This is a genomic window from Motilibacter rhizosphaerae (genome assembly GCF_004216915.1).
GTDB classification, from domain to species: domain Bacteria; phylum Actinomycetota; class Actinomycetes; order Motilibacterales; family Motilibacteraceae; genus Motilibacter; species Motilibacter rhizosphaerae.
This window is the reverse complement of record NZ_SGXD01000001.1, coordinates 759,868-780,564: the sequence shown is the minus strand read 5'-3', so window position 1 is coordinate 780,564 and position 20,697 is coordinate 759,868. Positions and strand designations below refer to the sequence as shown.

Annotated in this window: 17 protein-coding genes, 1 pseudogene and 1 riboswitch; of the genes and pseudogenes, 5 read left to right on the top strand and 13 right to left on the bottom strand. The window is 76.0% G+C overall.

Annotated features, from left to right (window positions below):
• Positions 1 to 47: 47 nt before the first annotated feature.
• Positions 48 to 1,397: an ABC transporter substrate-binding protein gene (locus EV189_RS03525; protein WP_130491534.1), complete on the bottom strand. Its 1,350-nt coding sequence runs from the start codon at positions 1,395 to 1,397 to the stop codon at positions 48 to 50.
• A 328-nt stretch (positions 1,398 to 1,725) separates the two neighbouring features.
• Between EV189_RS03525 and EV189_RS03520 the strand changes: the two genes are divergently transcribed.
• Entirely contained in the window at positions 1,726 to 2,838 is a 1,113-nt protein-coding gene (locus EV189_RS03520) for a LacI family DNA-binding transcriptional regulator (protein WP_231116020.1), read from the top strand.
• Here EV189_RS03520 and EV189_RS03515 read toward each other — a convergent pair.
• On the bottom strand, positions 2,835 to 3,839 hold the full coding sequence (locus EV189_RS03515; RefSeq protein ID WP_130491533.1) for a glycoside hydrolase family 5 protein: 1,005 nt from the start codon (positions 3,837 to 3,839) through the stop codon (positions 2,835 to 2,837). The two genes, EV189_RS03520 and EV189_RS03515, sit on opposite strands and share 4 nt — an antisense overlap.
• A gap of 84 nt (positions 3,840 to 3,923) precedes the next feature.
• On the opposite strand from EV189_RS03515, the gene EV189_RS03510 reads away from it, so the two are divergent.
• A complete protein-coding gene (locus EV189_RS03510; protein ID WP_130491532.1) occupies positions 3,924 to 5,699 on the top strand; it encodes an ABC transporter ATP-binding protein in 1,776 nt (591 codons plus the stop codon).
• An 80-nt stretch (positions 5,700 to 5,779) separates the two neighbouring features.
• Positions 5,780 to 6,973, top strand: coding sequence for an ROK family protein (locus EV189_RS03505; protein ID WP_130491531.1), 1,194 nt, complete (start codon positions 5,780 to 5,782; stop codon positions 6,971 to 6,973).
• 40 nt (positions 6,974 to 7,013) lie between these two features.
• Here the strand turns inward: EV189_RS03505 and EV189_RS03500 are convergent, their stop codons facing one another.
• The 5 genes and pseudogenes from EV189_RS03500 to EV189_RS03480 form a co-directional block, all read right to left on the bottom strand.
• A complete protein-coding gene (locus EV189_RS03500) occupies positions 7,014 to 9,293 on the bottom strand; it encodes a putative bifunctional diguanylate cyclase/phosphodiesterase (protein WP_130491530.1) in 2,280 nt (759 codons plus the stop codon).
• A gap of 71 nt (positions 9,294 to 9,364) precedes the next feature.
• The gene (locus tag EV189_RS03495) at positions 9,365 to 10,423 is read right to left on the bottom strand and encodes an FKBP-type peptidyl-prolyl cis-trans isomerase (RefSeq protein ID WP_130491529.1); all 1,059 of its coding nucleotides are present in this window, start codon (positions 10,421 to 10,423) and stop codon (positions 9,365 to 9,367) included.
• An 82-nt stretch (positions 10,424 to 10,505) separates the two neighbouring features.
• Entirely contained in the window at positions 10,506 to 11,702 is a 1,197-nt protein-coding gene (locus EV189_RS03490; protein WP_130491528.1) for a M50 family metallopeptidase, read from the bottom strand.
• A gap of 132 nt (positions 11,703 to 11,834) precedes the next feature.
• Positions 11,835 to 12,758: pseudogene (locus EV189_RS03485) on the bottom strand (acyl-ACP desaturase); the annotation flags it as partial.
• A 105-nt stretch (positions 12,759 to 12,863) separates the two neighbouring features.
• Entirely contained in the window at positions 12,864 to 13,322 is a 459-nt protein-coding gene (locus EV189_RS03480; protein ID WP_130491526.1) for a PPOX class F420-dependent oxidoreductase, read from the bottom strand.
• Between the two features lie 89 nt (positions 13,323 to 13,411).
• Between EV189_RS03480 and EV189_RS03475 the strand changes: the two genes are divergently transcribed.
• Positions 13,412 to 14,392: an ATP-binding protein gene (locus EV189_RS03475; protein WP_130491525.1), complete on the top strand. Its 981-nt coding sequence runs from the start codon at positions 13,412 to 13,414 to the stop codon at positions 14,390 to 14,392.
• Here the strand turns inward: EV189_RS03475 and EV189_RS20015 are convergent.
• The 5 genes from EV189_RS20015 to EV189_RS03450 form a co-directional block, all read right to left on the bottom strand.
• Positions 14,280 to 14,957, bottom strand: coding sequence for a hypothetical protein (locus tag EV189_RS20015; protein WP_165400110.1), 678 nt, complete (start codon positions 14,955 to 14,957; stop codon positions 14,280 to 14,282). The two genes, EV189_RS03475 and EV189_RS20015, sit on opposite strands and share 113 nt — an antisense overlap.
• The gene (locus EV189_RS03465) at positions 14,954 to 16,225 is read right to left on the bottom strand and encodes a hypothetical protein (protein WP_130491523.1); all 1,272 of its coding nucleotides are present in this window, start codon (positions 16,223 to 16,225) and stop codon (positions 14,954 to 14,956) included. Before EV189_RS03465 ends, EV189_RS20015 begins: the two co-directional genes overlap by 4 nt.
• Positions 16,222 to 16,515, bottom strand: a complete 294-nt coding sequence (locus tag EV189_RS03460) for a hypothetical protein (protein ID WP_130491522.1) — start codon at positions 16,513 to 16,515, stop codon at positions 16,222 to 16,224. The genes EV189_RS03465 and EV189_RS03460 overlap by 4 nt, the downstream gene beginning before the upstream one ends.
• Positions 16,516 to 16,744: 229 nt before the next feature.
• Positions 16,745 to 17,800 carry a Gfo/Idh/MocA family protein gene (locus EV189_RS03455; protein WP_130491521.1) on the bottom strand — a complete coding sequence of 352 codons (1,056 nt, stop codon included), beginning with the start codon at positions 17,798 to 17,800 and terminating at the stop codon, positions 16,745 to 16,747.
• A gap of 29 nt (positions 17,801 to 17,829) precedes the next feature.
• Positions 17,830 to 18,411 carry a C40 family peptidase gene (locus EV189_RS03450; RefSeq protein WP_130491520.1) on the bottom strand — a complete coding sequence of 194 codons (582 nt, stop codon included), beginning with the start codon at positions 18,409 to 18,411 and terminating at the stop codon, positions 17,830 to 17,832.
• Positions 18,412 to 18,416: 5 nt separating this feature from the next.
• Positions 18,417 to 18,574, bottom strand: a riboswitch (cyclic di-AMP (ydaO/yuaA leader).
• A gap of 203 nt (positions 18,575 to 18,777) precedes the next feature.
• Between EV189_RS03450 and EV189_RS03445 the strand changes: the two genes are divergently transcribed.
• Positions 18,778 to 19,545: an NAD-dependent epimerase/dehydratase family protein gene (locus tag EV189_RS03445; RefSeq protein ID WP_165400109.1), complete on the top strand. Its 768-nt coding sequence runs from the start codon at positions 18,778 to 18,780 to the stop codon at positions 19,543 to 19,545.
• On the opposite strand, the gene EV189_RS03440 is transcribed toward EV189_RS03445, so the two are convergent.
• On the bottom strand, positions 19,470 to 20,690 hold the full coding sequence (locus tag EV189_RS03440) for a glycosyltransferase (protein ID WP_165400108.1): 1,221 nt from the start codon (positions 20,688 to 20,690) through the stop codon (positions 19,470 to 19,472). The genes EV189_RS03445 and EV189_RS03440 overlap by 76 nt on opposite strands.
• Positions 20,691 to 20,697 lie beyond the last annotated feature (7 nt).

Sequence of the window (20,697 nt, the reverse complement as noted above, 5' to 3'; positions counted from 1 at the left end):
GGCGTACGGGACAGCGCCCGCCGCGCTGCCGGAGCAGTGGGCTCGGGCTACGTCGTGGACTTGCGGGCAGCTGCCCACTTCGCGTCGAGGTCGTCGAAGATCTGCTGCAGCGTCTCCTTCTTCGCGCCGCGTGCGGCGTCGATGATGCGCTGGTGGTACTTGGGGTCGTTCACGCCGATCTCGGACTTCTGGTCGATCCGGTTGAACAGCCCCTCCTCACCGGCGGGAGCGGGGTTGAGCTCGATCAGCTGGACGTCGGCCTTCGTGAAGTCCGACAGCGTCGCCGGGAGCGGAGCACCCTTCTTGACCGGGATGCCGCCCTCGTGGTCGGCGTAGCCCGACTCGTCGGAGAACCAGTCGATCCACGCCTTGGCTGCGGCCTTGTTCTTCGAGTGGATGCTGATGGCGTTGTTGTAGTCGCCACCGGTCTGCGAGTAGAACTTCCCGTCCTTCTGGTACGGGTAGGGCATGTAGCCGATGTCGTCCTTGGACGGGGCGGCGGCCTGCATCTGGACGATCGCCCACGAGCCGAGCGCCATCGTCGCGACCTTGCCCGTGCCGATGAGCTTCTTCGACGCCTCCCAGTTGGTGGTCGTCGGGTCCTTCTCGGCCAGGCCCTGGTGCACGATGTCGTAGAGCAGGGTGTCGGTGATGTTGAGGGAGGTCCCTGACGCCCAGGGCGCGTCGCTGTGCGCGTACGCGTTGTCGACGTCGGGATCGCCCGTGATGGAGTCGCGCATCCCGATCCACTGCGTGACGGGCCAGCCGTCCTTGTAGTTCGTGTAGAACGGCGTGACGCCCTTCTGCGTGTCCTTGATCTTCTGCAGATCGGCGAGGAACTCGTCGGGCGTCTTCGGCAGGTCGGTGACCCCCGCCGCCGTCCACACCTTGCGGTTGTAGAGGATGCCCTGCGCGTTGCCCACGATCGGTCGCCCGTAGGACTCGCCCTGGTAGGACTGCGGGCGGACCCAGTTGTACTTCGCGCTCTCCTCGTCGACCGTGCCCAGCGGCACGAAGTACTTCGAGAGCTGGTCGGGCGTCACGGACCCCGGGATCTCGACGACGTCGCCGTAGTCGTTGGTGTTGAGCCGCGTGCGGACGGTCTGCTCGTAGTCCGTGACGGCTTCGAACTTCACGTGGACCTCCGGGTACTTCGCTTCGAAGGTCTTCGCGTAGTCCTTGAACACGGTGTTGACCAGGTCCGTGCGGTGCGTGAGCACGGTCAGGTCGCCGGCGACCTCCCCGCCCGCCGGGGCTGCTGACGCGCCGGAGGCGGCCGAGACGCCGGCGGAGCCGCCCGCCGCGCTGCTGCTCGCCGTGGTGTCCTTCCCGCCGCTGCTGCCGCACGCCGCGAGGGCGAAGGCGGAGGCCAGCACGACGGCTGCTTGCTTCTTCATGAGGAGCCCTTCGATGTCAGCGTTGACACTGCGGCCGACCCGCGCTGGACTTAGCAACAGGTCGTAAGTAGGTGTGCCGCCGAACCTAGGCATCACTCGAGCTGCCGTCAAGACCCCATGTCATCGCTGTCATCGACCAGCGCTCTCGCTCGAGGCCCCGGCCGCGGGCGGCAGAGCACCAGTCATGACAGGGAGGAAGGGTTGAAGGGCAACGGGATCTCCTCCAGGGCGACGAGACGACCGTAGTCGCGGCCCCTGAAGCCGGACGAGTTGATGTCTATCGTTGACTTGGGGGTGGGCGCGGACGACGGCTGGTAGCGTGCCCGCCGTGGACAGCCCCCGCACAGCGTCGAGCGACGCCATCGCGAGCGCCACGCAGGCCCGCACGGGCATACCGGTGCAGGAGCGCACCGCGGACGAGAGCGGCCCCTCCGCCCCCAGCCCCGCCCTGTCCCGGGCGACCGTGACCGACGTCGCGCGGCTGGCGGGCGTCTCCGGCAAGACGGTCTCGCGGGTGTTCGCGGGGTCTTCCAGCGTCTCGCCCGAGACGCGTACGCGCGTGCTCGAAGCAGCGCAGCGGCTGCGGTTCCGGCCCAACTCCCTCGCCCGCGACCTGCGCAGGGGCGGGGTCTCCACGACGGTGGCGTTCGTCATGGGCGACCTGTCCAACGCGTTCTACTCCAAGGTCGCCGCGGGCATCGAGCGCGAGCTCGCCGAGCACGGGCTGACCCTCGTCATCGCCGCCACCGACGACGAGGCCGCGCACGAGCAGCGGGTCGTGGGCGCGATGCTCGAGCGGCGCGTCCGCAGCCTGCTGCTGGTGCCCATCGCCCCCGACCAGGGCTACCTCGAGGGCGAGCGCCAGCTCGGCACGCCCGTCATCTGCGTGGACCGCCCGGCCCGCAACCTCGTCACGGACAGCGTGGTCTTCGACAACGCCGCCGGAGCCGAGGCCGCGGTGCGCAGCCTGGTCCAGCACGGCCACCGCAGGGTCGCCTTCGTCGGCAGCGCGCCGACCCTGTACACCCACGAGGAGCGGCTGGCGGGCTACCGCCGTGCGCTCGCCGCGGCCGGCATCGCCCCGCGCCCGGAGTACGAGCGGCACGACGCCACCGACGCGACGGAGGCCGAGCGCGCTACCCGGGCGCTGCTCGCCCTGCCCGAGCCGCCCACCGCCCTGCTCGCGGGCAACAACAAGGCCAGCGTCGGCATCCTGGCGGTGCGGCAGGGGATGCTGCAGCCGTTCGCGTTCGTGGGGTTCGACGACTTCGACCTCGCCGCGACGCTCGGCGTGAGCGTGGTGGCCCACGACCCGGGGGAGATGGGCCGCGCGGCCGTGCGGCTCGCCCTGTGGAGGCAGGACGACCTCGTCAGCCCCCCGCGGCAGGTCGTCGTCCCCACATGGCTCGTCCAGCGGGGCTCCGGCGAGCTGGCGCCCTAGCCGGTCACCGCGTCCCGCACGCGCGAGGACTGGAGGAGCTCCAGCAGGCCCACGTCGACGAGGAACCCGTCGCGCTGCTCGAAGGCCGCGCCCGGGCGGTGGTGCCCGACGACCCCGAACGGCCCCTCGAACTCCCAGAGCGCGTAGCCCCAGCCGAACTCCGCGAAGACCGCGAAGAGGTCGGCGAACCAGGCGCGCGCGACGTCGTCCGGCGTGTGCTCGTAGCAGCCGAACTCCCCCACGTGCACCGGCACTCCACGCTGCTCGAGCTGGCGCCACGGCGCGTACGACGCCCGCAGTCCGGCGCGGTCCCAGTGCCGGCCGTCGTACTCCACGGGGTACGCGGGGGCGGGCAGCTCCGCGCTCGGCGGCCACCACTCGGCGCGGTAGTGCGACACCGCCATCGGCTGGTAGCCGCGCACGCTCTGCGTCGTGCCGGCCAGGTCCGCGAGCTCGGGCATGGCGAGGTTCCCGCCGTCCAGCCCGTCGATGACCACCGGGCGCTGCGGGTCGACCGCGCGGACGGCGGCGTGCGTACGCCGGATGACGCGCTCGTGCGCGTCGCGCGAGAACCCGCGCAGCCCCAGGGCGGGGGGCTCGTTGACGAGGTCGAAGCTCAGCGCCTCACCGGGGACGCCGCGGTAGCGCTCGGCGAACCGCTCCCAGGTCGCGACGAAGGCGTCCTGCGGCTCCTGGTCCGACCACAGGTCGTACGGCTCGGTCTCCCAGCCGGTGATGACGTAGCCGGGGGCGCGGTGCAGGTTGAGGCTCAGGTGGATGCCGCGCTGCCGGCAGGCCTCGAGGGCCTGGTCGACGAGCTGCAGCACCGCCTCGTCAGCCCGGAAGGGGTCGCCGCCGACCGCCCAGTGGCGGTAGTCGGTCGGCAGCCGCAGGAAGTCGAAGCCCCATGCGGCGACCGCGTCGAGGACGCGCTCGTCGGGCCCCTGCGGGGGGCGGCTCTGGGTGAAGAGCCACTGGACGTTGAACCCGTACCTCGGCATGGGCGCAGCCTCGCACACTTCCTTGCGTGACGTACGGAAGGCGGGCTTAGACTCGGGGCGCCACGGACGCCGAGGAGGCCACGGGTGACCAGCGGGACCATCCCGGCGGAGGTGTTCTCCCCCGAGCACCCCGTCCAGACCGCACGGCGGCTCTACCGGGGGCAGCGCCGCCACCTCCTGCTCGCGACGGTCGCCTTCGCCTGCAAGCACTCGCCGGTGTGGGTGATGCCGCTGCTCACGGCGAACACCATCGACGCCGTCGTCGAGGAGCGCCCGCTGCGCGTGCTCTGGGTCGACGTGGGCGTGATGGTCCTGCTGGTGCTGCAGAACATGCCCCTGACGCAGGTCTACGCGCGCGAGCTGAGCCTCGCGCTGCGCACGGTCGAGACCGAGCTGCGGATCACGCTCTGCCAGCGCCTCCAGGAGCTCTCCATCGGCTACCACCGCCGGATGAGCGCGGGCGTCCTGCAGGCCAAGGTGGTCCGCGACGTCGAGAACGTCGTCGAGAGCTCGCGGCAGGTGTTCGACTCGGCCCTGGCCGCGCTGATGACGCTGGCCGGGGCGCTCGTCCTCACGGGGCTCGAGGTGCCGGCGTTCCTGCCGGTGTTCGCCGTCGCCGTCCCCGCCGCCGCCGCCCTCGTCACCGCGATGCGCCGCCGGCTGCACCTGCGCAACGAGGCGTTCCGCCACCAGATCGAGCAGCTGTCCGCGCGGGTCAGCGAGATGACCCACCTCATCCCCGTCACCCGCGCGCACGCCCTCGAGGGCAGCGAGCTCGAGCGCATGGGCTCGACGCTGCGCGACGTCCGCGAGCAGGGCGTCGAGCTCGACGTGGTCAACGGGCGGTTCTCCGCCCTGGCCTGGGCGCTCTTCCAGCTGCTCAGCGTGCTCTGCCTGGCGTCGGCCGCCTTCGCCGCGCGGCTGCACGCCCTCTCGGTCACCCCGGGGGACGTCGTGCTCCTGTCGAGCTACTTCGTCGCGCTCACCGGGTCCGTGACCATGCTCATGGGCCTGGCGCCGCAGCTGGCCCGTGGGCTCGAGTCGGTGCGCTCGATGAGCGAGGTCCTGACCGAGCCCGACGTCGAGCGCAACGAGGGCAAGGCCGAGGTCCGCGAGGTGCGCGGGCGGCTCGTCTTCGAGCGGGTGGGCTTCGCGTACCCCGGGAGTGCCGGCCCGGCGCTCGACGCCGTCGACCTCGACGTCGCCCCCGGCGAGACGGTCGCCCTGGTCGGTCCCTCCGGGTCGGGGAAGTCGACCATGCTCGGCGTCGTCATCGGCTTCCTGCAGCCCACCACCGGGCGCGTGCTCCTCGACGGCCGCGACATGCAGGAGCTCGACCTGCGGACGTACCGCCGCCACCTCGCGGTGGTGCCGCAGGAGTCGCTGCTGCTCGCCGGCACGGTCCGCGACAACGTGGGGTACGGCCAGCCCGAGCTGCGCGACCGCGACCTCCAGGAGGCGCTGGAGGCGGCCAACGCGTGGGAGTTCGTCCGCGCCGCCGGCGGGCTGGACGCGCGGATCGGCGAGCGCGGGGGCCAGCTGTCCGGGGGGCAGAAGCAGCGGCTGGCGATCGCGCGCGCCCTCGTGCGCGACCCCCGCGTCCTCGTCCTCGACGAGGCCACCTCGGCCCTGGACCCCGAGTCCGAGGCGCTCGTGCAGGAGGCGCTGGCCCGTCTGGTCGCCGGGCGCACGACCTTCGTCGTCGCCCACCGCCTCTCGACCGTGCGCGGGGCGGACCGCATCGCCGTCATGCGGGAGGGCCGCATCGTCGAGGTCGGCAGCCACGCCGCGCTCCTCGCGGCGGCCGGGGCGTACGCGGGGCTGGTGGACCTCGCGGGGAGCGGCACGAGCGTGACCTAGGCTTCCGCGGGAGCGGCGCCGGGCGGAGCGCCCGGGGGCACGGGAGGGACAGGGTGAAGGGCGGCGCCAACCTGCCCCTCGTGAGCTCCTACAACCGCAACCTCGTGCTCGACACGGTCCGCTCGTACGGCGTCCTCAGCAGGGTCGAGCTGGCAGCCATGACGGGGCTGACCGGCGCCACGATGAGCCGGATCGTGCGGGTGCTGCTCGACGACGGACTGCTCATGGAGACGGGGAAGGGCGAGTCCACCGGCGGCAAGCCGCGCACCCTGCTGCGGATCGACCCGACCGGCCGCTACGCCGTCGGGGTCCAGGTGTCCGCGGCGAGCACGACCGTCGTCGTCACCGACCTCGTGGGCGCCGTCGTCCGCCGGCAGGTGCTGCGCCAGGGCTCGCAGCGCGAGCCCGCGACGGTGATCGCCGCGACCGGCGCCTCGGTGGAGAAGGTGCTCGCCTCCGCCGACGTGCCGCGCGAGCGGGTCGCGGGCGTCGGGGTCGCCTTCCCCGGGCTCGTCGACGCCGACACCGGGACGGTGCTCGCGCAGGGCGGCGTGCCCGGCTGGGCCGGCGTCCCGCTCGCCGACCCGCTGGTCCGCGGGCTCGGCCTGCCCGTGCTCGTGGACAACGACGCGACGGCCGCCGCGATCGGCGAGCGCTGGGTGGGGAGCGCTGCGACCGCCTCGTCGTTCGGCGTCGTCTTCGTGTCCGACGGCATCGGCTCGGGCCTCTTCCTCGACGGGCGCCCCTACCGCGGGGCAGCCAACCAGGCCGGCGAGCTCGCCCACGTGGTCGTGCACCCCGGCGGGCTCGGCTGCTTCTGCGGCAAGCGCGGCTGCCTCAACGGCTACACCGCGCCCCACGCCGTCGTCCTCGCCGCCCGCGCGCACCAGGAGGGCCACGCGGGGTGCGCGCTCGACCTGCCGCCCGGCTCGAGCTCGGTCCGTCAGGACTACGACCGGCTCGCCCGGGCGTACGCCGCCGGCGTGTCGTGCGCGCTGCGCCTGCTGGACGCCTCCGCCGAGGCGCTCAGCGTCGCGATGTCCAACCTCGTCGAGATGCTCGACCTCGAGCTCGTCGTGCTCGCCGGCGGGGGGTTCGGCCGCATGGAGCGGCTGCACCTCGACGCCGTGCAGGCGGCGGTCGGTGCCCGGGCCGAGCAGGCGACGACCCGCGTGCTGCTCTCGCCCATCGCCTCCGACGCGGCCGCGGTGGGCGCCGCGGCGCTCGTCCTCCACCGGGAGTTCGGAGCGCGGATGCTCGGGCTGATGTCCTAGCCCGGGGCGGCGTGGGGGAGGGACCCCGGCAGCAGGGGCCTCACCAGATGGGCAGCTGCGCCTCGCCGGTGATGAGGCGCAGCATGCCCGGTGCCGGCAGCGACCAGGAGAACAGCGCCCCCTGCCCCTGCCCGCACCCCGCCGCCCGCAGGGCCGCGAGCTGGGTCGGGGTCTCGATGCCCTCGCCGACCACCGCCAGGCCGAGCGAGCGGGCCAGCCCGAGGATCGCGCGGACGAACGCCTCGCCCTGCTCGGTGCGCATGCCGGCCACGAAGGACCGGTCGATCTTCAGCTTGTCGACCGGGAAGCTCCACAGGTGGGCGAGCGAGGAGTAGCCCGTCCCGAAGTCGTCGACCGCGATCTCGACGCCGATCTCCTTGAGCCGGCGCAGCGCCGCCGCCGTCGGCTCGAGGTCGCGGACGAGCAGCGTCTCGGTCAGCTCCAGGCAGAGCAGGTGCGGTGGCAGGGCGGAGGCGGCGAGGGCGGCCTCGACGTCCTCGGCGAAGCCGGGCAGCTCGAGCTGGCGCGCGGACAGGTTGACCGCGACCGCCACGGGGTCCGCGCCCGGCTCGAGGACCCGCTGCCAGCGCGCGGCCTGGTGGCAGGCCTCGCGCAGCGCCCAGCGGCCCATCGGCACGATCAGCCCGGTCTCCTCCGCCACGGGGATGAACTCCTCCGGGTGCACGACGCCGCGCACCGGGTGCGACCAGCGCAGCAGCGCCTCCGCCGACACCAGGGCGCCGTCGCGCAGCCGCACGACCGGCTGGAACTCCAGGACGAGCTCCCCGCGGTCGAGCGCCTGGCGCAGGCCCGACTCGAGGTCGAGCCGGCGGGCCTGCCCGCTGCTCATCTCGGGGCGGTAGAGCTCGATGCGCCCCTTCCCGGCGCGCTTCGCGGCGTACATCGCGACGTCGGCCGCGCGCAGCAGCGCATCGGCCTCGGAGCTCACCTCGAACCCGCGCACACCGGCGGTCGTCCCGCGCGTCAGCGTCCCCGACGGCCGCGCCACGGCCACGCCGACGCTGGCGTCGACCAGCACCCGCTGCCCGGAGAGCAGGAAGGGCTGGCGCACGGCGTCGAGCACCTGGTCCGCGACCTGCACGGCCCCGTCCTCCGCCGTGTCCTCCAGCAGCACGACGAACTCGTCCCCGCCGAAGCGGGCGGCGGTGTCGCTCGCGCGCAGGCAGCGGCGCAGCCGCTCCGCGAGCCCGACCAGCAGGTCGTCGCCGGCCGCGTGGCCGAGGGTGTCGTTGACCAGCTTGAAGCGGTCGAGGTCGAGGAAGAGCAGGCCCACCGGGGTGTCGCGGCGCGCGGCGCCCGCCAGCGCGTAGCTCAGCCGCTCGTGGAGCAGGGCGCGGGTCGCCAGCCCGGTCAGCGGGTCGTGGAAGGCGCGGGTCAGCGTCTCCAGCGTCCGCGCGTCGGTGAGCGCGAGCGACGCGTGCTCGGCCCAGGCCAGCAGCGCGCCCGCGGCGGTGTCGCTGAAGGGGTCGCCAGGAGGGGCGTCAGGTCCGGCCACGGCGACCAGGCGCCCCGCGACGCGGCCGCCCTCGTGCACGGGGAGGACGAGCCCTGCCGCGGCCGCGGGGTCCTCGGCCACCGCCCGCGCAAGGGCCTCGTCGCCGTCCCACGCGACCAGCGGGTCCGGCCGGAGGGCCTCGGGCGGCTCGTCGAGCACGAGCGCGACGCACGCGGCGCCGGTGGCCTGCCGGGCGCCGGCCGCCACCGCGGCGAGGACGTACGGCAGCGGCAGCCGCTGCGCGATCGCCTGCTGCACGTCGGCCAGCCGCTCGAGCAGGTCCTGCCGGCCGCGGGCCCCCGCCAGCAGCGCGGAGTCCTCCGCCGCCCGCCGCTCGGCCTCGGACCGCAGCTCGTGCTCGGCGTCCGCCCGGCGGACCAGCTCCAGGACGAGGCCGAGCGCGCGCGCCGTGCTCCCCAGCAGGCGGCGCTGCTCGGGCTCGAGCGGGCCGGTCGAGCGGGCGACGACGAGGACGTCGCTCCCGGCGGCGGCGCGTAGGGCGTGGCAGCGTCCCGCGCCGGCGACGTCGAGCGCGGTGAGCGTCCCGGCCGCCACCGCCAGCAGTCTGTCGGCAGGTGCCCGCCCCACGCTGTCCAGCACGTCATCGCCGCGCACGAGGGCGACGACGTCGGCGTCGAACGCCAGCGCCACCTGCTCGAGCGCGGCGGGCAGGACCGCGGTCCCGCCCTCCCGCGCGACGGCGGCGGCGAGCACGTCGACGACGCCCTCGAGGGCGGTCGACCAGCCCTGCGGGCGCACGGGCGGGTCGGCGTACGGGTCGACGGCCGTGGCACGCGTCCCCACTCCCACCCCCTCGCCGCAGCGGAAGGACCAGCATGCGGGCGGGGGCGGGCGCTGGCAACGCCCGCTGGGGGCTACTTCGCGGAGGCCGCGGCCTTCTTGGCGGACGTCGGGACGGCGATGAGGTCGAGCACGAACGCCGCGGCCGAGCGGCCGCTGCTCGCGTCGGCCGGCACCTCGACGAGCACGCGGCTGCCGACGGGCAGCCCCTTGAGCTGGTCGAACGGCGCGGCCGAGGTGTTGGTCGTGTCGATCGACTGCGGCGTCCCGTCGGCCCACGACGACTCGGACTTGCCGCCGGTCTCGACTGCGGCGTAGTTGACGATGACCGTCCCGGTCACGGCCGGGCCGGTGCCCTTCGCCAGGAGGCTGACCCGCGGGGTGGTCGGGGGCTTCCAGCCGGTCGGCAGGGTGATCGTCGCGGGCTTGCCGAGGTCGCCCTTCACCGTGGGCGCCCCGCTCGGCAGCGTCTGCGGCGCGGCCGTCGCCTGGCCAGCGGCGCTCTTGTCGAACGCGTCGACGATGTCGACGACGAACGCGATCGTGTCGGTCGCCTTGATGCCGGCCTGGTCGTTGCCGCACGCGTAGCCCTGGCTCGGCGGCAGGCTCAGCAGCACGCGGCTGCCGACCTTCTGCCCGACCAGCGTGCGGTCCCACCCCGCCACGACCTGGCCCACGCCGATCGGGAACGCCGCGGCCGCGCCGCGGTCGTAGCTGTTGTCGAAGACCTTGCCGCCCCAGACCTGGCCGAGGTAGTCCGCCTCGAGCAGGTCGCCCTTCGCGACGACCTTGCCCGTGCCCTGCTTGAGCACCTGGACGCCCAGCGTCGACGCGGGCTTGCCGGAGAAGGTCAGCGTCGGCTTGTCGCCGTAGCTCCCGGACGCCTTGGCCGCGACCGTGCTGCTCGTGCCGATGGTCGGCGCCACGCTCGGGGTCTGGCACGAGGGGGACGGCTGCGGCGTGGCGGCGCTGCTCGCACCGGCCGACGCCGCGGACGAAGGAGCCGCGCTGGCCGCAGCGCTCCCCGAGGCGGTCGAGCCCTGCGAGGACGAGCTGCTGCTGCCGCCGCACCCGGCGAGGAGCAGGGAGCCGCCGACGAGGACGGAGAGGGGGGCGAGGGCGAGACGGCGCACGAGGGGACCTTCGCAGCAGACGACGGGGACGGCGGGCACGGGTGCTCCGCTCCGGTCGCGGCGGCCCTAGCCGTGCCCCACCCTAACCGCGGTTCCTGGGAGGTTGCTGGGCGAACAGGGCCCCCCAGGCGGGGAGCGCGCGCACCTCGGCGAGGTCCGGGTCGACCGCCGCACCGGCGAGGTCGGCCCAGCCCAGCGCCCGGGCGTAGGCCAGGGCGTCGTACGCGCGCTGCGGCTCGCCCGCCGCGCCCCACGCCCGGGCCGTCGCGTGGGCGAGGGCGGGGTCGGGGCTCGCGGCCAGCGCCGCCTGCCCGACGAGCGCGGCGTCCGCGGGTCGCCCGCCCGCGCGTACGGCGCCGACCGCCCACGTCGGCAGGCCGGCGGGCAGCGGTCCGGCGGCGACGACCTCCGCCGCACGCGCGAAGCGGCGGGCCACGACGCAGCCCACGAGGAGGTACGCGCGGCGCAGCGGGTCCGGCCGCGCCTCGACGAGCGCCTCGAGCCGGGCGAGCGGCTCGTCCGGCGCCGCACCCTCGGCGAGCGCCAGCAGCGGGGCGACCACGGCGTCGCACCGCCCGGTCGCGGCACGCTCACGGGCTGCGGCGAGCTGCCCGGAGACGACGTCGCGGAGCACCGCGGTCGTGCGCTGCTCGGGGCTCTGCCGCACCTGCCCGCCGCGGGCGAGGAACGGCCCGAGGTTGAGCGCGGCCACGACGAGGAACACCCCCGCGGTCCACGAGAGCCCGCGCTCCCACGCCCACGCGACCACCGCGAGGGCGAGCACGACGGAGACGGCGCCCGCGAGCCGCGCCCGGCGCCCCTCGTCGCCGGGGAGCACGGACTCCAGCACGTGGCCGCCGTCGAAGGGGCGCACGGGGAGCAGGTTGAGCACGGCCCAGCCGAGCGTGACGAACACGAGGGCGTCGAGCACGTCGACCGTGCTGCCGGTGACGGCCGACGAGCGCTGCACGGCGAGCAGCGGCAGCCCCAGCGCGACGCCGGTGGCGGGCCCGGCGACCGCGATGCCGATGCGCGCGAGGCGGGAGCGGGGCGCCCCCTCGTACGAGGTGACCCCGCCGAGCGCGACCAGCTCGATGCGGATGTCCCGGGCGCCGGCGGCCCGCGCGGCCAGCGCGTGGCCGAGCTCGTGGACGAGGATCGCGAGGACCCCGCCCACCACGAAGGCGACCTGGGCCTCGACCGGCCGTCCCTGCGCCAGCGCGACGAGCACGACCGGCAGCCAGGGCGTCAGCCGGAGCGGGAAGCCGAGGACGCGCACCCGGTCATGCTCCCCTACGGCGTCCCCGGGGCGGAGAGCCGCTCAGCCGGCGTCCGTGGAGACGGCGTCGCGCTCGGGCGCTGCCTTCCCTGCCGCCGGGGCGGTGGGGTCGGGCTGCTCGGTGGCGAGGATGCGCGCCTTGAGCCGGTCGCGCTTCTCCTCGAACCGCGTGGCGGTCGCGTCGGTCTTCGCCATGAAGGCCGCGAGCTCCTCGCGGGCCGCCTCGCCGTCGGCGTCCAGCCCCTCGATGTCCCAGACGCCCCAGGCGCGCAACACCGGGGAGATCACGTCGTCGTGGTGGATGCGCAGGTCGTAGATGCCGGCGAGGGCGATCTGCAGCGACTTGCGGCCGAAGTCCTCGATGGTACTGCCGGGCATCTCGAAGCCCTTGACCACCTCGGTCACCGCGCGCATGGTCTGGCTCGGCGAGATCTCGAACGCGGCCGCGAGCAGGTTGCGGTAGAAGACCATGTGGAGGTTCTCGTCCGTGGAGATCCGGGCGAGGAGCTGGTCGCAGAGCGGGTCCTCGGTGAAGCGGCCCGTGTTGCGGTGCGAGATGCGGGTGGCGAGCTCCTGGAACGAGACGTACGCGACGGAGCGCAGCATGTCCTCGTCCTGCTTCGTCTCGAAGCCCTGGCCCATGTGGATCATCCGGGTGCGCTCGAGGGCGTCGGGGTCGACCGCGCGCGTCGCGAGCAGGTAGTCGCGGATCGCGATGCCGTGCCGGCCCTCCTCCGCGGTCCACCGGTGCACCCACGTGCCCCACGCGCCGTCGCGCCCGAAGACCTTCGCGATCTCGTGGTGGTAGCTCGGCAGGTTGTCCTCGGTGAGCAGGTTGACGACCAGCGCGGTGCGCCCCACCTCGGTGATGCGCGACTGCTCGGGGCTCCAGGCCTCGCCGCCGAGGGGGCCGTCGAAGTCGCGGCCCTCGCTCCACGGGATGTACTGGTGCGGCATCCACTCCTTGGCGACCTTGAGGTGCCGCTCGAGGTTCTCCTCGACGACGGGCTCGAGCTCGTGCAGCAGCTCGAGCTGGGTCGGCCGGCGCTCCGCCATGGTGGACTGCCTCCTCGGGTTTACTTACGGTTACGGAACCGTAGGTACGGTTCCCAGACTAGCAGTCGCTCACCCGGGCACCCCCTGCCCGCGGCGCGACGGTCCTCACTGCGACAACCGGGCGGGGAACCCGCCCGTCGCGATCGGCGACCACCGCTCCACCGTGATGCGCAGCAGGCACTTGCCCTGCCGCACCATGGCCGCGCGGTACTCCTCCCAGTCCGGGTGCTCCCCGGCGAGGGCGCGGTAGTAGTCCACGAGCGGCTCGACCGCCTCGGGCAGCGTGATGACCTCCGCACTGCCGTCGAGCTGCACCCACGGGCCGTCCCAGTCGTCGGACAGCACGCAGACGCTGACCCGCGGGTCCCGCGCGGCGTTGCGTGCCTTGGCGCGCTCGGGGTAGGTGGAGACGAGGAGCAGTCCTGCGTCGTCGACGCCGCAGGCGACGGGCGAGAGCTGGGGCCGCCCGTCCGCGCGGGTCGTGGCGAGGACGCCCTTCCTGCGCGGGCGGAGGAACTCCAGCAGCGCAGCGCGGTCGACGGTCGTGGTGGTCGCGGTGGCCATCCGCCCATGCTCGCAGGGGTGGCAGCGCGGTGCGGCGCGGCGTACGGCAAACTGGACATCCAGGGCGCGTCGACTCGGGGAGGGGCGGGGTGCAGTCGAGCACGAGGCCGGACCCGTCGGCGACGGGCTCCGCGCTGCGCCTCGAGCCGGAGCCCGCGAGCCCCGGCGCCGCCCGACGGTGGGTGCGCGACGCCGCCACCGGCCTCGGCGCCACGAGCGCGGCGGTGGAGAGCGCCGTCCTGCTCACCAGCGAGCTCGTCACCAACGTCGTCCTCCACGCGCACACGCCGCTCGAGGTGGAGGTCGGGCGCGCCGGGCCCGCCCTCCGCGTCGTCGTGCGCGACGGCTGCCCCGACCTCCCGCACCCCTCGCCCGGGGTCGGGACGTCGACGACCGGACGCGGCCTGCTCCTCCTCGAGCGGGTGGCGACGGCCTGGGGCACCGACCCCCTCGACGGCGCCGCGGGCAAGGGGGTGTGGTTCACCGTGCCGCTCGACCAGGCCGAGCCGGACGACGCCCGTCCCGACGACCTCGAGGGCTGGAGCGAGCTCGAGCTCGACCTGCACGAGCTGGAGGAGCCGGCGCGCGCCGACCCGCGCCACGAGCTGGCCGTCACGCTGCTCGCGGTCCCCGCGCAGCTGTGGACCGAGGTGCGCTCGCACGTCGAGGAGCTGGTGCGGGAGCTCGCGCTGGTCGGCGTGGCCGAGAGCGGCGGCACGGGGGAGCCCGGCTGGGCGGGGCTCGTCACCAGCTGGGAGCAGCTGCGCGGGACCTACGCCGACGCCCTCGAGGAGGTGGCGGCCGCGCTGCGCCGCGCCCACGAGCAGGGGCGCGCGCAGGCGGACCTCGTGCTGCGCCTCGGCGACCGCACCGGCGCGGCGGTGCTCGCCGAGCTCGCGCCCGTCGCGGCGCAGGTGGTGCAGGTCGAGCAGCAGTGCCGGGAGCAGGCGCTTCTGCTCACCCCGCAGCTCTCGGCGCAGGCGTGGGAGTTCGCCCGCTGGCTGGCGGGCGAGGTCGCCGCGCAGCTGCGGGGAGCGGCCCCGCTGGCCTGGCCCGCCCGCCGGGGCTAGCCGCACCGGCCGCCGGCGGCAGGACCCGCACGGTGGCGGCGACGGCGCGCAGCAGCCGGGCGTACGCCGGCGCGAGCTCGACCAGGGGCGTGCTGAGCGTGAGCCCGAGCAGCCGCACCGGCCCCGCGTCCACCGGCAGCAGCACCTCCAGCACCGCGGCCTCCGGTGCCCCGGGCGCCACGGCCACGCGCCGCTCGCGCAGGGTCCCGCCCCCCGGCAGCGCGACGGCGCCCGCGAGCAGACCGGCGTCCGTCGGCGTCCCCGGCAGCGGGACGACGCACAGCGCGGCGGCGACGGGGACCTCGTCGGCCGGCAGGTGCAGGTAGAGGCCGAGCGCCCCCGCGGCCCGCGCGTCGGCGACGCTGCGCGACAGCGCGGCGGTCAGCGGCGCCCGCAGCCGGGAGGCGGCGGCCGCGTCGCGCGGCAGGTGGCGGCGCAGCTGGCGGCGGACGAGGGCCGCCACCGCGCGCGGGGCGGTCGCGTCGAGGGGCAGCGGCTGCCACCCCGGCGGCAGCACCATGCTCCAGCGCAGGGGCGGGACGCTCGGCTCCTCCGCCGCGCTCACCGCGGACTCCGTACGGACCGGCGGCGGCTGTGCCGCAGCCCGAACCCGTCCTCGTGCGAGTGCCCGGTGAGCCGGCGGTCGGCGCGGTCCACTGGGTCGAGCGCGAAGCCGACCCACCGCGCTGCCCCGACCACGACGAGCGCGTCCCCTGCGTCGCGCACGGCGCGGCGGCCCCGGCGCGAGGACGGGTGGGCGGCCGCGACCCGCGCCCGGGCACGCGCGGCGGCGGCAGCCTCGCCGGGCCCGTACGCGAGGCGGTGGCGCAGCCCGGGCTCGCCCAGCAGGTCGGCGGTCGCCCGCTCCCTCGCCCGGCGCTCGGCGTCCGCGGCCTCGCGCAGCCGCCACGCCGCCCCCGCGCGGTCGGCCGGCGCAGCCGCGGGGTCGGCGAGCACCCGGTGCGCCGCACCGACGGACGGGGCGCGGACCGTACGGACCGCCGCTGCCGCCGGCTCCCCGGCGAGGCGGTCCGCCGCCGCCGTGATCCGGCGCAGGGCGACCGCGCCGGCCCGGCCCCCGACGACGCCCGTGGCCATGCCGACGCCGTCCCACACCACGTCGGACCAGTCGCCCGGCCCCGCGACGGCGAGCGCCAGGTGGACGAGGGCCGCGACGCCGGCCAGCGCGCCGGCGAGGGCGGCGAGCGCGGGGCCCAGCACGGGGAGCAGGAACGCCGCGGCCGCGAGCACGGTGGAGACGACGGAGAGCGCGCCCGCCAGCCGGGCGAGCCCGGCCGCGTGCGCGCGCACCACGCCGGCGGCGGCGTCCCAGGCGCGGTGGACCCAGCGCCAGTGGCCGTCGGCGAGACCGTCCCCGGAGCAGGCGCTGCGCACCGCGCGCGCCGCCCGCTCCTGCGCCTCGTCCCAGTCGCGCACGACGCCGGCCAGCGCCGTCCGGGCCCGGGTGAGGACGTCCGCGAGGTCGGCGGGCGGCGCAGCGCCGGCGGCCGCCTGCGCCTCCTGCAGGACCCGCAGACTGGCGCGCTGCGCGTCCTCGAGCGCGGGGGCGGCCGCCGACAGCGCGGACCCGACCACGCGGCAGCGCGTGGCCGCCCGGCGCAGCTCGTGGGCGACGGCGCCGGCCTCCTCGCGCAGCCGGTCCAGCGCCGCCGCCTCGCCCGGCGCGGCCGCCAGCCGCTCCAGGTCGGCCGCCTGCTGCTCGAGCGCTGCGGCCGCTGCGCGGCTGCGCGCCGCAGAGAGCCGCAGCTGCTCCGGGTCGCCGGGCACCGGGTCGTCCGCGCACAGCGGCACCCAGGAGCGCGGGCGCATCACCGCGCCCGCCCGCTGAGGGCACGGACGAGCTCGTCCTCGACCTGCGCGTAGGTCCCGAGCGACGTCCCCGCCAGCTCGCGCAGCGCCTCGACGCGGGTCAGCAGGTGGCGGCGCCGGTCGCCCCAGTCGCGCACGGCTTCGTCGACGGCGTGTCGCAGCCCGCCTGCCGGCAGCGCCCCGTCCACGTCGCCGAGCAGCCCGGGCAGGCCCTCCAGCACGCGGGACACGCCGCGCAGGTCCGCCACCGCGGTGGCGAGGAGGTCGCCGTCGACGACCAGCCGGGTGCCCATCCCGCGTCCTCCGTCCCCCGCGCACGGTGCGCGGCAGGACGGGACGCTAGGGCGGTGGAGGGCCCGCGCGCTCCGTCATCCACAGGCGGGCAGGGTTCGTCCACAGCCCCCACTGCCGTGATCATGCACGTCCTTGGGACCCAGGACCTGCATGATCACCGCAGTCGGGGGTGGGTCACCGCCGGACGGAGCGCCGACGCGCTCGGCGCCCGGAGGAGCGCCGTCGCGCTCAGAGCCGGACGGTGCGCCCCTCCTGCGACGACGTCCGCGCCGCCTCGAGCACCCGCAGCGTGGCGACGGCGTCCCGCGGGTCCACCGGGACCGGGCCCCGGCCGAGCAGCGCGTCGCGCCACCCCGCGTAGAACTCCTGCCACGCGCCGGGCAGCGTGCGCACCGGTGCGGCGTCCTCGTCGCTGCCGAGCAGCCCCCAGCGCTCCTCCGGCTCCTCGCCCCAGCCCGGGTCGGCCGGCGTGCCGCCCTCGCGCAGGGCGGCCTCCTGGGGGTCCAGCCCGTGCACGACGTACGCGCCGGCGGAGCCGAGCACGCGCAGCCGCGGGCCGAGCTGCGCGGTGAGGGCGCCGGCCCAGAGGTGCGAGCGCTCGCCGCCGACGTGCGTCAGCGCGACGAAGACGTCGTCGTCGACCGCGACCGAGTCCCGCCGCACGTGGACCTCGGCGTAGACCGACGCGACGGGGCCGAGCAGCTGCACGGCCTGGTCGACGAGGTGGCTGCAGAGGTCGTTGAGCAGGCCGCCCGCGTCCGCGGGGTCCCCGCTCTCCCGCCACCCCGGCTTGGGTACGGGCCGCCAGCGCTCGAAGCGCGACTCGTAGCGGTGGACGCGGCCGAGCCGGCCCTCGGCGACGAGCGCCTGCAGCGTGCGGAAGTCGGAGTCCCAGCGGCGGTTCTGGTAGACGGTGAGGGCGACGCCGCGCTCCTCGGCGAGGTCGACGAGGCGCTGGCCCTCCTCGCTGGTCACGGCCAGCGGCTTGTCGACGACGACGGGGAGCCCGGCCTCGAGGGAGCGGGTCGCGAGCTCCGAGTGGCTGCGGTTGGGGCTCGCCACGACCACGCCGTCGTAGGACGCCGCGTCGGCCAGGACGTCGTCGGCCGAGCCCAGCACCCGCACCCCCGGCAGGGACGCCTCGGCCCGGGCCGCGCGCTCCGCGTCGCGGGTGACGACGGCGGTGACGCGCAGGCCCGGGACCGAGGAGATGACGGGGGCGTGGAAGGTCGAGCCGGCGAGGCCGTACCCGAGGACCGCGATGCGCAGGGGGTCGGAGGACATGCCCCCATCCTGCCGCCCGCGGCAGGGGCCTAGAGGACCCGGCCGGCGACCCAGCTGCTCGTGCTGATGCGGGTCAGCGCGACGCCCTGGCCGGGCTGGCGCGCGTGCCAGATCCGCCCGTGCCCCGCGTAGATCGCGACGTGGTAGACGCGACCGCCGTGCTCGAAGAAGACCAGGTCACCGGGCTGGATGTCGGCCTTGGAGATCTTGTGCGAGCGGGAGTACTGCTCGCGGGAGGTGCGCGGCAGCGAGAGCCCCGCGTGGCGCATGACGTAGCCGGTGAAGCCGGAGCAGTCGAACGAGCGCGGACCGGTCGAGCCGTAGACGTACGGCTTGCCCTTGAGGCCGGAGGCGGTGCGCAGCGCGACCTTCACCCGCTTGGTGTGCAGGGCGAGGCGCTGGGCGTCGGCCGCGCGCTGGATCGCGTGCTGGCGGACGGCGGGGACGGAGACGCTGGCCTTCGGGCCCTTGGCGGGCTGGGTGACGGCGGCGGTCGCGGCCGAGGCGGAGCCCGCGGCGGGGACGAGGACGCCGAGCGTCGAGACGACGGCGAGGACGAGGACGGCGGCACGGCGCAGCAGCGCGTGCCCGCCAGAGATGGCGCGCAGCAAAGAGGAAGCCCTTCCAGCACGCCTGCGAAGTGAGCTGTCGGGTTCGGGACTGGAAGTGCCCCGGCCGCGTGGTGCGGCTTCACCCCGAGCCGGCGGCCTGACGGCTGCCGGCGATCTCCGTGCGGAGTGGGTCCCCCGCTCCTGTCCTCTGCGTCTGACGACCACCCACCCGGCCGGACAGGACTCGGCGTTGCCGGGGTGGGGACCGGCATGGTGCCGGCACGTATGACTACGGCAGGTTAGGCGAGGGACATGAGGGAAGTCGGGTCCTGCGGCTGTGGCGATCGTCACCCGTTGCGGGGACAACGGACGCCTCCCGCTGGTGCATCCGCACGCCCGAGCGGCACGGTGCGCGAGCATGGAGGGGTGCCCGCTGCCGTCGTCGTCACCGGTGCCCGCGGCCGCGTCGGCCGGGCGCTCGTGCCGGCGCTGGGCTCGGGCGTCGTCGCCCTCGACCTGCCCGAGCACGACGTGCGCGACCTCACCGGACTGCTGACGGCACTGCCCCTGGGCTGCGCCGTCGTGCACCTGGCCTGGGACATCCCCGGTGAGAACTACGACACGGGCACGACCGACCCCGACAACCTGGAGATGGTCCGCACCGTCCTCCGGGCCGCGGCCGAGCGGCGCGCACGGCGGGTGGTGCTCGCCAGTTCGGTGCACGCCGGAGGGGTCCGGCTGCGCCGCCCGTGGGAGCGCCGGCTGGCGCCGGACCGGGCGGGGGACCCGGCCACGCCGTACGGACGCAGCAAGGCGCGCGCCGAGCAGCTCGGGCGCGAGGCGGCCGCCGGAGGGCTCGAGGTCGTGGCGCTGCGCCTCGGCGGGGTGGCGCCGGCGCCGCTGGAGGACCCGCTCGAGCGCAGCCTCTGGCTCAGCGAGCGCGACCTCGTCGCCGCCGTCCGCGCCGCGCTCGACGTGCCGGTCGTGCCGGGCGGCTGCGCCGTCGCGTACGCGGTGTCCCGCAACCCGCGCGGGCTGCACAGCACGCGCAGCGTGCTCGGCTGGCACCCGCTCGACGGCGCGCCGCGGCGCGTGCGGGGGGCGGCCCGGCTGCGCCGCTACGCGCGGGCCCTGCGCTCGAGCACCTCCGCCACGGACGCGGCCACCAGCGGCGCGACGGCCGACGTCGAGTAGCGCTCGCCGACGAGGGCGTGGGCCTGCGCCCGGAGCGCCTCGCGGAGCCCGGCGTCCGCCCGGAGCCGCAGGACCGCCTCGACGAGCTCGCGCGCGGAGTCCGCGAGGAGCACGTGCTCGCCGTCGACGACGTCCAGGCCCTCCACGCCCTTCGGCGTGCTGACGACCGGCAGTCCGGCGGCGAACGCCTCGAGCACCTTGAAGCGGGTGCCGCTGCCCACCTGGAGCGGGACGGCGAGCACCCCCGCCCGCGCGAGGTACGGCGCCGCGTCCGGCACGGTCCCGGTCAGCAGCGCCCCCGGGGTCGCCGCGGCGCGCGCCCGCAGCGCGGGCGGCGGCCCGGAGCCGAGCACCGTCAGGTGCAGGGCCGGCGCAGCCGCGCGCAGGGCCGGCAGCGCCTCGAGCAGCACCTCGGCCGCGGCGACGTTGGGCGGGTAGCCGAGGGCGCCGGCGTACAGCACCTCGTCGAGGTCGCGGCCCTCGTCACCGGCCGGCACCTCCGGCACGTCGACCGCGTTGGGGACGACGGTCACGGGCGCGCACCCCGCGTACGTCTCGCGCAGCAGCGCCGCGTCGCGCTCGCTGCACGCCCAGACGGCGTCGACCTGCGCCACGACCGTCCCCTCGACGGCGCGGGTGCGCTCGGCGACGCGCGCCGAGAGGCCGGGCGGCAGCGCGTCGCCGCGCGCCGCGGCCATGTCGTCGTGCAGCCGGCCCTCGACGTTGTGCGCGCTGAGCACGGTCGGGACGCCGGCGGCGCGCAGCACCGGCAGCGCCCGCTGCATGACGAGGTGCTCGAGCACCGCCACGCTCGGGCGCAGCTCCGCGACCACGGACGCGAGCTCGGCGAGCACGCCCTCGTGCCACCACCGGTCCGCCGGCAGTCCGTCCGGTGCCGCCAGCCAGCCCAGCGCCGGCACCGGCTGCGCGGCCGGCGGCCCGAGGCGCAGCCCGCAGCCGGGCGGCGGAGGAGTGGTCCTGTCTGCCGGATCGGGGCAGAAGAGCGTGATTCCGAGCCGCGCCGCGTGCAGTCCGGCTACCGTCGTGCGGCATCGGAGGTCGACCCCGCCGTACGTCGTGGCCGGTGAGCGCTGGGCCACGAGGAGCGCGGACGGGGCCGGCGGGGGCTCGACGGGGAGGACCACCAGGCGA